13 protein-coding genes are annotated in these 14155 nt (G+C 29.0%); 8 read left to right on the forward strand and 5 right to left on the reverse strand.

Annotation, left to right across the window (positions count from 1 at the left end; all coding sequences use genetic code 11):
• Positions 1-30: 30 nt before the first annotated feature.
• The 8 genes from MSCUN_RS05710 to dmpI all read left to right on the forward strand — a co-directional run bounded on the left by MSCUN_RS05710 (position 31) and on the right by dmpI (position 7934).
• Positions 31-852, forward strand: a complete 822-nt coding sequence (locus MSCUN_RS05710; protein WP_095608693.1) for a F420-dependent methylenetetrahydromethanopterin dehydrogenase — start codon at positions 31-33, stop codon at positions 850-852.
• A gap of 296 nt (positions 853-1148) precedes the next feature.
• On the forward strand, positions 1149-2552 hold the full coding sequence (locus MSCUN_RS05715; RefSeq protein ID WP_095608694.1) for an MATE family efflux transporter: 1404 nt from the start codon (positions 1149-1151) through the stop codon (positions 2550-2552).
• Positions 2553-2795: 243 nt separating this feature from the next.
• Positions 2796-3254 (forward strand): MarR family winged helix-turn-helix transcriptional regulator, encoded by a 459-nt coding sequence (locus tag MSCUN_RS05720; protein WP_095608695.1) that lies wholly within the window; start codon positions 2796-2798, stop codon positions 3252-3254.
• Position 3255: 1 nt separating this feature from the next.
• Positions 3256-4665 (forward strand): MATE family efflux transporter, encoded by a 1410-nt coding sequence (locus tag MSCUN_RS05725; RefSeq protein WP_095608696.1) that lies wholly within the window; start codon positions 3256-3258, stop codon positions 4663-4665.
• Between the two features lie 220 nt (positions 4666-4885).
• Positions 4886-5629, forward strand: a complete 744-nt coding sequence (locus tag MSCUN_RS05730; protein ID WP_095608697.1) for an SDR family NAD(P)-dependent oxidoreductase — start codon at positions 4886-4888, stop codon at positions 5627-5629.
• A gap of 270 nt (positions 5630-5899) precedes the next feature.
• Positions 5900-7504 carry a sodium:solute symporter family protein gene (locus MSCUN_RS05735; RefSeq protein WP_095608698.1) on the forward strand — a complete coding sequence of 535 codons (1605 nt, stop codon included), beginning with the start codon at positions 5900-5902 and terminating at the stop codon, positions 7502-7504.
• 2 nt (positions 7505-7506) lie between these two features.
• Positions 7507-7620 carry a symporter small accessory protein gene (locus MSCUN_RS08465; protein WP_338041731.1) on the forward strand — a complete coding sequence of 38 codons (114 nt, stop codon included), beginning with the start codon at positions 7507-7509 and terminating at the stop codon, positions 7618-7620.
• Between the two features lie 125 nt (positions 7621-7745).
• The gene (gene dmpI, locus MSCUN_RS05740; protein WP_095608699.1) at positions 7746-7934 is read left to right on the forward strand and encodes a 4-oxalocrotonate tautomerase DmpI; all 189 of its coding nucleotides are present in this window, start codon (positions 7746-7748) and stop codon (positions 7932-7934) included.
• A gap of 312 nt (positions 7935-8246) precedes the next feature.
• Here dmpI and MSCUN_RS05745 read toward each other — a convergent pair whose 3' ends face one another.
• The 5 genes from MSCUN_RS05745 to hisD all read right to left on the reverse strand — a co-directional run bounded on the left by MSCUN_RS05745 (position 8247) and on the right by hisD (position 13905).
• Positions 8247-8420, reverse strand: a complete 174-nt coding sequence (locus tag MSCUN_RS05745; protein ID WP_095608700.1) for a 4Fe-4S binding protein — start codon at positions 8418-8420, stop codon at positions 8247-8249.
• 183 nt (positions 8421-8603) lie between these two features.
• Positions 8604-9683: a hypothetical protein gene (locus MSCUN_RS05750; RefSeq protein WP_095608701.1), complete on the reverse strand. Its 1080-nt coding sequence runs from the start codon at positions 9681-9683 to the stop codon at positions 8604-8606.
• A 288-nt stretch (positions 9684-9971) separates the two neighbouring features.
• Positions 9972-10976: a helix-turn-helix domain-containing protein gene (locus MSCUN_RS05755; protein ID WP_095608702.1), complete on the reverse strand. Its 1005-nt coding sequence runs from the start codon at positions 10974-10976 to the stop codon at positions 9972-9974.
• 127 nt (positions 10977-11103) lie between these two features.
• Positions 11104-12423: an aspartate--tRNA(Asn) ligase gene (aspS, locus tag MSCUN_RS05760; protein WP_095608703.1), complete on the reverse strand. Its 1320-nt coding sequence runs from the start codon at positions 12421-12423 to the stop codon at positions 11104-11106.
• 195 nt (positions 12424-12618) lie between these two features.
• Positions 12619-13905, reverse strand: coding sequence for a histidinol dehydrogenase (gene hisD, locus MSCUN_RS05765; RefSeq protein WP_170104086.1), 1287 nt, complete (start codon positions 13903-13905; stop codon positions 12619-12621).
• Between the last annotated feature and the right edge of the window lie 250 nt (positions 13906-14155).

A 14155-nucleotide genomic window follows, 5' to 3' on the forward strand; every position in this document is an offset into this window, starting at 1 on the left:
AAAAAATTATTTTTATAGATGTGAATAATAATGGTTATAAAAATCGGAATACTAAAAATAGGAAATATAGGAACATCACCAGTAGTAGACTTAATACTAGATGAACGAGCAGATCGAGAAGATATAGATGTAAAAACATTTAGTAGCGGAGCTAAGATGGGAAAAAATGAAGTTCACAACATAATGCCCTACATAATAGAAAATGAATTTGACCTAATCATATTTATAAGCCCAAATCCAAGTGTAGGAGGACCAAAACTAGCTCGTGAAGTACTATCAGAAATAAAAACACCATCAATAATAATAGGAGATTCACCAGGAATCAGATGTATTGATGAGATGAAACAACAGAACCTTGGATACATTCTAATTAAAGGAGATCCAATGATAGGAGCAAGACGCGAATTCCTAGATCCAACAGAAATGGCAATATTTAATGCTGACATCATACAAGTACTAGCAATAACAGGCGTATTTAGACTAATACACACAAAGATTGATGAAATAATTGAACAAATCAAAAATGAAAAAACAATCACACTACCTGAAATTATAATAGAAGCAGAAGATGCTGTAGATATGGCAGGATTTAATAATCCATATGCAAAAAGCAAAGCAATAGCAGCATACAAAATAGCATGTGATGTATCAGAAATAGATGCAACAGCATGTTTTAAAATAAAAGATCCAAATCGTTATGTACCACTTGTAAGTTCAGCACATGAAATGATAACAACCGCAGCAAAACTAGCACGAGAAGCTCGTGAACTTGAAAAATCATATAACTCAGTTTTACGTACACCACACAAACGTAATGGAAGCTATGAAATAAGAAATAAATTAATAGATTAATTAGAAATTTAGTATTGTAGTATATATTTTACAGTAAATTAACATGTGAAATAATAAATTCAAAATGTTTATATGAATTTTAAATTCTTATAAATATTATCCATTCAATCTTTCTTTTTTTTACACTTGTAATATATGTCTAAGCTCCCCCTTTCTTTTTTTAGTGATTAGTCAACTATTTTTTCTAGAATCTTTTTTTTTTAATTAAATATTTTAACATCATTAACACTGTTTTTTTTATATAATAATTAAAACAAAAAAATACAACATGTAAAAAAAATATAGGGGGTTAAAATATGGCAGATGTGAAAAAAGAACTAAATAGTAATGTTGAATTAGTACTGGGAGATTATAAAACAGCAGTGAAGAAACTAGCATTACCTCTTATGATGAGTATGTTTCTTATGATGGCATATAACCTGGCTGATAGTATATGGGTTTCAGGACTTGGTTCTGATGCACTAGCAGCAATAGGATTTATAACACCATTATTTATGATAATTATAGGTCTTGGAAATGGTATTGGAGCTGGGACAAATAGTCTTATTGCTCGTTATATTGGATCTAAATGTTATGATCAGGCAAATAACACAGCTCTTCATGGTTTGTTTTTAACAGTAGTAATATCAGTAGTGGGTGCTATTTTCATGTATATTGCACTTCCATCGATTCTTATATGGATGGGTGCAGCTCATGACTTAGAATTTTCACTTGAATATGGATATATTATCTTTACATTTATGATTGTATTTTTATTTAATCATGTGTGTACTGCTATTTTAAGATCTGAAGGTGATGTTAAACGTGCAATGTATGCAACAGCTACAACTGCAATAATTAACATTATACTTGATCCTATTATGATATATGTACTTGGATTTGGTATTCGTGGAGCTGCATATGCAACAGTTATATCAGCTTCACTTAGTTGTATCATACTAAGCTATTGGATACTTTATAAAAAAGACACATATCTTAATGTAACACTAAGAAATTTTAAGTATAAACGTAGTATTATTAAAAGAATACTAAATGTAACAATTCCAGCTTCAACAGAAAACTTAATATCAAGTATTTTAATGATAAGTATAAATCTTATACTTACAATTTCAGCAGGAACTACTGCTGTAGCAACATATACAGCAACAATGCGTCTTATTCAATTAGGTGGTATTCCACTTATAGGATTTTCAACTGCACTTCTTACAATTATAGGAGCAGCATATGGAGCATGTAATGTTCAGAAAATTAAGGATGCATATAGATATACAATAAAACTTGGTCTTATTACAACAACAATTATGGTTGTAGTATTTTTAATATTTGCACCTGATATAAGTATGATATTTGCATATGGTGAAAGTAGTAATATTGCACCACAAATAGCATCAGCAATAAGAATACTTGTATTTTTAATCTATAGTGTAGCTCTTGGTAATATTTCAGCTATGCTTTATCAAGGACTTGGACGTGGAACAACATCACTTACTCTAACCATTATTCGAGCTTTAATATGTGAAATTATTCTAGCATATTTATTTGCTATTGTTATGCATATGGGAGAATTTGGAGTATATTTAGGACTTGTAATTGGTGGTATAATTGGAGGATTCATAAGTGTTACTTGGGTTATGGTAAGTATCAGACGATTAATTCGTGATTATAGACCAGATCCTATGATAGTTGATGAAATCAAATAAGAAAAAAAATAATTTTTTTTTACTCACCACCATTTTCTTTTTTTAATAGAAAATTTATTGAATTAATATAAAAAAGTTAAATTTTGTTTTTTTTAATTTTTGTTTTTTTAAATATTTTAAAAAGTTAATTATTTACTTTGTCAAAAGTTTTATATATCAAATTTAACATATATATAAAATGAAATCAAAAAACTGACAGAAAAAAGGAGAAATAATTTTCTTTTATTTTTTTGGAGAAAAAATATGAAAAATTCTTGTAAAAACCCCGAAAACATATCAATAGGATTTCTCTTCTCACTATTTCTAAAAAATCAGAAAATATACTTCAACAAATCACTAAAACAAAACAATATAACAATAGCACACGCACCACTACTAATAATGCTACTAGGATATGATGACTTCATATATCAAAAAGATCTTGTAAAAAAACTATACATAGACAACGCATTAGCAACAAGATATCTAAGGAAACTAGAAGAAGAAGGACTAATAGAAAGACAAGAAGATAATGAAAACAGACGTCAAAATAAAATTAAACTCACTACCAAAGGACGCAAACTAGCAAAAAATATCTATAGAGAGAAAATCCGATATGAAAATCAAATCATAAAAGATGTCATTCAAAAAGATGAATTCATAGAAATATTATTTAAAATTATAAAAAATTCAGAAGAAATAAATGAAAAACAGGAGGAATAAATTGCCAGAACCAACTAAAGGAAAAAATAGTAATATAGAATTAGTTCTTGGAGACCATAAAAAAGCAATAAAACAACTCGCATGGCCAATGATGGTTAGTATGTTCCTCATAATGGCATATAACCTAGCAGATGGTATATGGGTAGCAGGACTTGGAGCCGATGCACTAGCAGCAATAGGATTTATAACACCATTATTTATGATACTAGTAGGACTAGGAAATGGAATAGGAGCAGGAGCAAACAGTGTAATAGCACGATTTATAGGATCTAAGAACTATGAAGAAGCAAATAACACAGCAGCACATAGTTTAGTATTAACACTTATAATATCAATATTAGGTGCAATTATAATGTGTCTAATTCTACCTCAAATACTTGAAGTAATGGGAGCAGGATCATCAACACAAACAGCACTAGAATATGGATACATAATATTTGGATTAATGATAGTATTTATCTACAGTAACGTAGGAACAGCACTTCTAAGATCAGAAGGAGATGTTAAACGTGCAATGTATGCAATGGCTGTAACAGCAATACTAAACATAATACTTGACCCAATATTTATCTACGTAATGGGAATGGGAATATCAGGTGCAGCATGGGCTACAGTACTTTCAGCAACAGTAAGTTGTTTTGTACTAATATATTGGATGCATTATAAAAAAGATACATATCTTGATATATCATTTAAAAACTTCCACTATGAAACAAAACTTGTAACTGGAATATTAAACATAGCAATACCATCAACAGCAGAAAACTTAATATTTAGTATTCTAGGAATAGTAGAAAACTGGATATTAGTAACTACAGCAGGGACAGTTGCAGTAGCAGCATATACAGCAGCATTAAGACTCATACAACTTGCAAATATTCCACTTATGGGATTTGGAACAGCACTTCTAACAGTAGCTGGAGCAGCATATGGAGCACGAAACTACATTAAAGTTAAAAATTCATTTACATACACATTAAAACTAGGATTAATATCAGCAACTATAATGGCAATATTATTCTTCATATTTGCACCACAAATAAGTATGGTATTTGCATATAGCTCAAGTGCATCACTAGCACCAATGATTGCTGAAATTATTAGAATAATGATTATATTCATATACAGTATATGTCTAGGAATGATATCAGCAATGATATTCCAAGGTGTAGGAAAAGGAACAACATCATTATGTCTAACAATTATAAGATCACTTTTATGTGAAGTAATTCTATCATACCTATTTGGAATAGTATTTGGCTGGGGAGCATATGGTGTATACTTCGGTGTAACTATTGGTGGTCTCATTGGAGGATTCATAAGCTTCGGATGGGCATCATTATACATAAGACGCTTGATTAAAAACTATGATGCAGATCCTGAAATCGAAAATATCGATAAAACAGAATAAAAAAAAAAGTAGGAAAGAATAATATATTCTTCCTATAAAATCTAACCTTCTTTTATAATCTATTTTTTTATTAAAGTTTATTTTTTTTATAATAACATCCATACATAATTATTACTTTTTTTATTATTTTTATTAATTTATCATTAATTATCATTAGATTTATATATGTAATTATTAATAAGTATAAATATCAAACTATAAAAGGAGACTTTGAAATATCATGTTAAAAGATAAAGTAGCAGTAGTAACAGGTGGAACAAGAGGAATAGGATTTGCAACAGTAAAAGAATTCCTAGAAAATGGATGTAAAGTAGTACTCTTTGGATCAAGACAAGAATCAGTAGACAAAGCACTAGCAAAACTTAATGATATAAACCCAGACTACCCAGTAGAAGGAATGTATCCTAAAATCACAGAATATGATGAAGTAGAAAAAGCATTCACCGAAATAGTTGACAAATACGGAAAAATAGACATACTCGTAAATAATGCAGGAGTATCAGAAAAAGAACCAATCGAAGAGTTAAGTGTTGAAGAATTTGAAAAAACAATAGACTTAAATGTTAATGCTGTATACATATGCTCAAAAGCAGCAGTAGAAGTAATGAAAAACCAAGAAAAAGGAGTAATTCTTAACACAAGTTCAATGGTATCACTCTATGGACAATCAAGTGGATGTAGTTATCCAGCATCAAAATTTGCAGTAAATGGACTTACCAAATCCCTAGCACGAGAACTAGGAAAATACCAAATACGTGTAAATGCAGTAGCACCTGGAGTAATAGCAACAGACATGGTAGCAAACTTACCTGATGATTTAGTTGAAAAAATATGTGCAACAATACCTCTTCAACGCATGGGACAACCTGAAGATATAGCAAATGCATTTGTATTTTTAGCAAGTGACAAAGCATCATACATAACAGGAGCAATACTATCAGTAGATGGAGCTACAATGACATAAAGTAGCATGAAAAAATAAATTTTCCTATTAAATACAAAATATTTTCTCCTCACCATTTTAATTTTTTTTATAAAAAAAAATATATTATATTCCACTTAAACTTTCTATTTTTAAATTAGACATATTTTATAAAATTAGACTTTTTTTTGCTAAAATAATAAATTCTAGTTTTTACATATACTATTATTATAACCAAAGGAAAAAAGAATAATATCTTTTTTTAACTATTTTTTTTAAATAAACACTACAAAAAAAAGGCGGAAAAACAATATGGATAATTTATTATTACTACTTATTTTTATATATGTAGCTTTAATGATTCTCGTCGGATATGTTGCTTATAAACGTACAGTAACATCAGAAGACTATCTTGTTGCAGGACGAGAAACAAACTCATATATAATGGCTCTAAGTTATGGTGCTACTTTTATAAGTACAGCCGCTATTGTTGGTTTTGGTGGTCTTGCCGGTACTAATGGTATGGGTATATTATGGCTTGTTTGTTTAAACATTGCTGTTGGTATATTCCTAGCATTTGTTGTATTTGGTAAGAAAACACGTAAAATGGGACAATACTTAGATGCTTTAACATTTCCAGAATTCTTATCAAAAAGATTTAACAGTCGATTTATACAATATTTTAGTGGAGCTTTAATATTTTGTGCTATGCCGATATATGCGGCTAGTGTTCTTATTGGAGCTGCCAGATTTCTTGAAACAACAATAAATGTTGATTTTACAATCTGTATCATTGTACTTGCAATTATAATTGGATTCTATGTAATATTCGGAGGACTTAAAGGTGTAATGTATACAGATGCACTACAAGGTACTATCATGTTTGTTGGAATGCTTATACTACTTGTAAGTATATATTGGATGCTAGGTGGAGTTACAGAAGCTCATCAAGCTCTTACACAAATGGCACCACTATTTCCAGAAGCTTCAAAAGCAACAGGTGCTACAGGTTGGACAACTTTCCCTGCAATGGGATCACCATTCTGGTGGAATCTTGTTTCATCAATTATTCTAGGTGTAGGTGTTGGAGCAATAGCACAACCACAACTTGCAGTACGTTTTATGACAGTAAAATCAAATAAAGAATTAAATCGTGCAGTACTTGTTGGTGGAATATTTATATTTGTAACAACATTCACAGCATATATTGTTGGAACATTATCAAATGTATACTTCTTCCAGACAAGTGGACAAATAGCAATACAGGCAGCAGGAGGAAATGTGGATAAAATCATTCCAACATTTATTAACTCATCAATGCCAAAATGGTTTACATACGTCTTCATGCTAACACTATTATCTGCTGCTATGAGTACAATTAGTACACAATTCCACGTACAAGGATCTTCCATTGCTTATGATGTATATGGTGGACTTAAAGATTCAAAAAAACACAATCTATCAATAAATAGGATAGGAATACTAATTGCAATCATAATAGCTGTAATACTTGCATACCTACTACCTGGTAATATTGTAGCACAAGGTACAAGTATATTCTTTGGAATATGTGCAGCAGCATTTTTACCTGTATATATTTGTGCATTATTCTGGAAACGTACAACAAAAGAAGGTGCAATTGCAGGAATTATTAGTGGAACACTCATAAGTCTATTTTGTCTAATCTTCACTCACCAAAAAGAAGCAGCAGGATTAGGAATAGCAAAAGCACTAACAGGATCAAGTGTGCTATTTACAAGTATGCCATGGCCATATGTAGATCCAATGGTTATAGCATTACCACTTGCATTTGTATTTACAGTTGTAGTATCACTACTAACACACAATACAAAAGATGAAGAAAAAGAAATTGATCAAATGTTTAAATATGATGATACAAAAGGAGATGTGGATTAAAAATGGAATTTCTAGGACTAACAGACCCAATGATCATAGCAGCATATCTTTCATGTATCATAGTAACCATAATCTGTGTAATTTATGGTGCAATATACTGGAATAGTGATAAATAATCATATATTCCCTTCTTAACCTCTCTTTTTTTTATAATAAAAAACTTTTTTTTATAGAATAAACTTTTAAATATTATTCTTCATATACAAATAGATAATACAAAAAGTATAGGAGAAATCAAAAAATGCCAGTAATAACAATAGAAGGTCCAGCAGGAATAAGTAAAGAAGTAAAAAAAGAACTAATTGAAAAAGTATCACAAACTGCAGCAGACATATATAATATGCCAATAAACACAATAAATGTTCTTATAATAGAAAATGAGGCAGATAATGTTGGAGTTGGTGGAAAACAACTTTCTGAAATTAAATAATAGCTAAAATAGATTTTTTATATAAAAATATACACATAACCACCTACTTATTTTTTTATTAATTTTTTTTAGTAGATTCATATATTTTATTTAATTATGAAAAAAATAGATTTTATAGTAAGTTTTTTATTTTTATAAAAAGTATGAATTATTTCTTATTTTAGAGAAAAAAATAGAATTAAATTTTTTTAAATTATTTTTTGAAAAAAAGTTTTAAAAGTAAAATATCGTAATTTCACCTAAAAAGTCCTAATAATATAATAATTATAATTTTCTTATTATTAAAAAAGTTAAAAAAGAAAGAAATAGCACTTATGCTACTTCTTCAATTGCTTGTACAGGACATGCATCTGCACATAATCCGCATCCTACACAAGTTGAATCATCGATTACGTAAGGAGTTCCTTCTGAAATACAATTAACTGGGCATGCTTCCATACATAATCCACATGCTACACAATTATCTCCTATTTTGTAAACTGCCATATTTATCACCTTATTATTATATTATTAGTTTTAAATTAACTAACATAATTATTTTTATGTAAGTTTTAATATATATTTTACTAATTTTTAATAAACCTAAACTAATTTATCAACATAATTTGAAAATTGTTAAAAAAAGAAAGGAGGGTTAAATTAAGTTTATTTAACTAAAAAAATTTTTTTCTACTTTAAATTTATCAGTTCACGTAATTTATCTTCTGATATATCTAGTATATTACTTATTTCTGCTATTTGTTCTTTTGCATCCTTTTTCTCGAAGTTTTTTGAGATTCTACCTTTTAATTCTTCAGGTTCAAGTTGTTCTGATAATTCTAGACTATTTATTATTGTATTTACGTATGCTTGTGATATTTTTAATTTTTCTAGGTCATATTCATCATCATCTACAATATCTATATTTTTTAGTTCATCTACTGAGTTTTGATAAATATTTATGATATTTGCTATATCATACTCATCTGTAAATGCAAATACATCTTCAAGTCCTTTTTTCTCATATATTGCTGAAAGTACACTAAGATAAAATATAAGTTGTCCTTTAGTGTATGGTTTTAGTCCTGATTCTCTGTTATTTATTCCTATTGCTGTTGGTATTTTATAATTTATTGGTTCAAGATTTATGTCTGTTTCTATGTATTCATGTGTTTGTATCATGTCATCTGCCATTTTAGATGCTTTTTCTTCAATTTCAGTCATGTGATCTTTTAGTACTAATTCTTCAAAGCTGTTATAATGTAGTAATGTTATTAGCATTAATTCTTCATCTGATTCTATGCTTACAATTTTAAAGCAATTTAGCACTCCTGATACTGATAGATCTATGTCTTGGTATTCTTCAACTAATTCATCATCTGGTATTTGTTGAAATTCTTTTGATAGTATTGCATATCTTGTGTTTCGTATTGGATCTGTAAGTAGTCGAGTTGTGTATATATCACTTGGTTGGTATAAATATTGTCCTACTTCATATTTTTCAAGTATTTGTGGATCTATATCAGCATCATATATGTATAGATCATATAAGTTTGGATTTAATTGTTCTATTAGTTCATCTTGTTGTTCTTCATTTAAATCTTGGAATGTTATATCTTCTGTTAATTCAAATAGTTGTTTTTCTTCTTGAAAGATGTTTGTTTCATCTTCATCTTTTGGTGTGTTATCAAGCTCTGGTTGGTTGTTTTCTTCTACTTCCACTACTTCTTCATCTTCTATTGGTTGTTGTGTGTTCTTTTCATCTGACATGAAAAATTCTCCTCCCATACTATTTTTTTTGGATAATTCACATATATTTTTTAGAATTTTTTTTGTACTTATTTAATTTTTTTTTATTGTAAAAAATTTGAGAAAAATTTTTTTCAACTCTTCTAATTTGCTTTTAGTGTTTTGTTGAATTTTTTTCATAAAATTTTTATTATATTATATTATTTTGATAGTTTCATCTTATATAATTATTTAACTATTTTTAAGATCTTATGTGGTAAATGTATAATAAAAAAAGATTAGAAATTAGGAAATTAATGGTAGATGGTGTTATTTTTTCTTTTTTTTACGATATGCTGAGGGTAGTACTCCAAATTGTTCTTTGAATGCCTTGGAAAATTTACTACTATTTTTATATCCTATCATGTTTGCTACTTTTGAGATTGTATAGTCTGTATTTTTAATTAGTTCTTTTGCTCTTTGGAATTTATATGAGCGATACCATGAGTATATTGGTTTTCCATACATTTCTTTAAAGCATGCTTTTAGTGTTGTTGAATTTATTCCATATTGTTGAGATAAGCTTTCTACAGAGTCATAGCTTGATATGTTACGTGATATCATGTTTTTAATTTTTCTTACTACTCGTATTTGTGAATCTGTATATGTGTGTTGTTTTAGATTTTCTTCAGGTATATCAAAGTTATATACGTGTATCATGAGTTCTAGGAATTTTATCAGTTGGTATGTTGTTTTTGTATTTGATACTGCAGGTTGGAAATTTACTATTTGTTCAAGTATTTCTTTTATTTGTCTGTTGTTATAATATATTAAATTACTATGACGATAAACTATTCCAAAGAGATCATTAATTGTTCTTGAAATATTTAATGGATCTTTTAATTTAAGGCTACTTCCATAACTTCGTCTAAGAATTATGAATAATATATGGGTATCTTCCCCATAATTTAGTGTTTTATAACTTTCCTGGATGTGGAAGATATTCATATCACCATCTTTTAAAAATACATACTTATCATCACCCACAGGCACTTGACATGTTCCTTTGATAATACAATTCATTATAACAAGATTTGGATTATTAAAGAAAAATAAGTCTTGATAATTTGAATCACTAGATTCATGATGTGATTTAGTTTCAATAAACCTAATTTCTGGTAAAACATCATAAAAATCTACTTCAACACGCCCATTAAATGGATGATCAATAATAAGCTTCTTACCCCCTACCATATCCTCAACTTCAAGGAAAGGTAGGAATTCATCTTTAATTTTTATATCATCAAATACTTTTTCATTAGATACTCTTTTCATTTAAAATTAGAACCCCACAAAAAAAAATTATAGTTAATACTATTGTATTTAATTATTATTAAATAAAGTTATTGTTAAAAAAAAAATTAGAAAAAAAAAGTTGGAGATTAAAGAATAAATTACACATCTATGGTGTAAGTCGTCTTCTATCTCTTGGGAATAAAACAGTTTCACGAATATTTTTAACACCAGTTAAAACCATTGTAAGTCTGTCTGCTCCCATTCCCCATCCTGAGTGTGGTGGCATACCATATTTGAATGCTTCTAAGTATTTTTCAAATGAATCAGGATTTAAATCCTTAGCTTCTAGTTGATTATAAAGTGTTTCATAATCATGTACACGTTGTGAACCACTAGATAATTCAAGATCACGATACATTAAATCAAATGCTGTACTTTTTTCTGGTTCTGCAACATTAGGCATTACATAGAAAGGTTTAATAGCAGAAGGCCATTCTGTAATAAAGTAGTAACTACCCATTTCTTCTCCTAATACTTTTTCAGCAGCACGGTTTAAATCTTCACCATAGTTCATTTCAACATCATGACTATTTACAATATCAATAACACGTTCATATGGAACTACAGGGAAAGGTTCAGATGGTACATCAAGAGGATGTTCAAGATCTTCAAGTTCTCCTCTACATTTATCTGAAATATCAGCTAGAATATTTCGAATAAGATCTTCTAGTAAATCCATAGCATCTTGTTGACTTTTAAATGACATTTCAGCATCAATAGATAATGCTTCATTTAAGTGTCTTAGTGTATCATGTTCTTCTGCACGGAATATTTGACCAATTTCAAATACACGGTCAAGTCCTGTACCCATCATCATTTGTTTATAAAGTTGTGGACTTTGTCCTAGGAATGCTTCTTTTTCAAAGTATGTGATAGGGAAAAGTTCTGTTCCACCTTCTGTTGCTGATGCTACAAGTTTTGGTGTTGTAATTTCTGTGAAATCATGATCATAGAAGTAGTTACGTGTTGTGTGTAACATTTGACTTTTAATTTTAAATATAGCACTAACATCATGTTTTCTAAGATCCATGAAACGAGAATCAAGTCTTGTATCCATTTCTGCATCTACTTTTTCTGTTGTATCAAGAGGTAATGGAAGTTGTGATACATTAATAATATCAATATTATCAGGTATAATTTCAACACCATTAGGTGCTTTTGGAGATTCTTGAACTTTACCTGTTACAGAAACTATTGTTTCTTTACGTGCTGCTCTTACATCTTCCATCATTTCTTCTGATAATTTTTTACTTGGTGCTGTAAGTTGTGTTATACCATTTTTATCACGTATAAGTACAAAAACAATTCCACCAAGGTCACGAATTTCATGTACCCATCCTGTAATTTGTACTGTTTCACCAGCCATTTCAGGTGTTACTTCGTTTGAATAGTGTGTTCTTTTTGATTTTTCAAATATGTCTGTCAATGTCTTTCACCTAAATAATTGTTAATATAATTTATATTAATTTGATTTTTAATGTTAAAAAAAATAAAAATTCTATTAAATTTTTAGTAATAATAATTATATATCTTTCTTATCACTAATAAAAATTAGTTTTATTTAATATAGAATATATAAAAAAAATAAGTAAAGGTGGTTAATTTAAAATTATCTATTACTCTATTTTCTTACATCATCTGCTCGTTTTTTGATAGATTCAGCGTGTGCATATAGTCCTTCAGCTTCAGCAAGATTTCGTACCATTGCCTCTATGTTTAGTACTCCTTCTTCTGTTAATTCTTGTATTGTTGGTTTTTTAAGATATGAATCTGCTGATAATCCAGAATACATTCGTGCTCCCCCACTTGTTGGTAGTACGTGGTTTGTTCCAGATCCATAATCTCCACCTGCTACTGGTGTTAGATTTCCTAGGAATATTGATCCTGCATTATCAATTTCTTCAAGTGTTTTATAATGGTCTTTTGTTACAATTACAAGGTGTTCTGGTGCATAAAGGTTTGTGAATGTTATTGCATCCTCCATTGAATCTGCAACTAGTATGTGTGCATAGTTTGTAAGAGATTCCTCAATTATTTCACGTCTTGGTGCATCTTGTAGTTGTTCATCTAAGCTTTTTAGTGTATCTTCTGCAAGTTTTCTTGATGTAGTTACCATTATTGTTGCTGCATTTGGATCGTGTTCTGCTTGTGCTAATAGTTCTGCTGCCATATATTCAGGATTTGCTGTTTCATCAGCTAATGCTAGCATCTCAGATGGTCCTGCAAAGAATTCTATATCTACATCTCCATATACAAGTTTTTTTGCTGTTGCTACAAAGATGTTTCCAGGTCCTACAATTTTATCAACTGATGGTATAGTTTCTGTTGAATATGCCATTGCAGCAATTGCCTGTGCTCCACCTACTTTGTATATTTGTGTTGCTCCTGCTATTTTTGCTGCTGCAAGTATTTCATCACTTATATTTCCATCTTGATCTGGTGGTGTACAACATATAATTTCTTTAACTCCCACAATTTTTGCTGGTATTACAGTCATTAATATTGATGATGGATATGCAGCACGTCCTCCAGGGATATAACATCCTACTTTTTCAAGTGGTCTTATGATTTGTCCTGCTTTTACACCTTTTTGTATTTCCATAGTCCATTCTTCTGGTATTTGTGCTTCATGGAATTTTGCAATATTTTCTGCTGCATTTTCTAATGCTACACGTAATTTAGGATCAATATTTTCAATACTTTTTTGAATATCTTCTTGTGCTACTTTAAAGTCTTTAATATCTGCTTTATCAAATTTTAAAGTATAATCATGAAGTGCTTGATCCTTATTTTTTCGTACATTTTCAATAATTTCTTGTACTGGCATAATCACATCAGATGAATCCATCTGAATTCTCTGAGTATATTTTGGAAAATCTTCCCGTTTAAGTTCTACTATTTCTAACATTATATTCCAAATCCTCCTATTTTATTTGATTATTATTTTTATTAATATAAATTATCAATTCCATATACTTTTTTTTGATTGTATCTTTTATAATATTATATTATTAATTTAATAATTATTAACAATATTTATAAAAAAAAATAGAGTAGTCAAATAATAGCTTCTAGAAAAAGATAATCTTATTTAAATTTAAAAGTATATAGAAAAATTTTTATTTTAAGTATTGTCTTTATAATTTGTTAAAAAAAAA

It is taken from the genome of Methanosphaera cuniculi, from assembly GCF_003149675.1.
Lineage (GTDB): Archaea > Methanobacteriota > Methanobacteria > Methanobacteriales > Methanobacteriaceae > Methanosphaera > Methanosphaera cuniculi.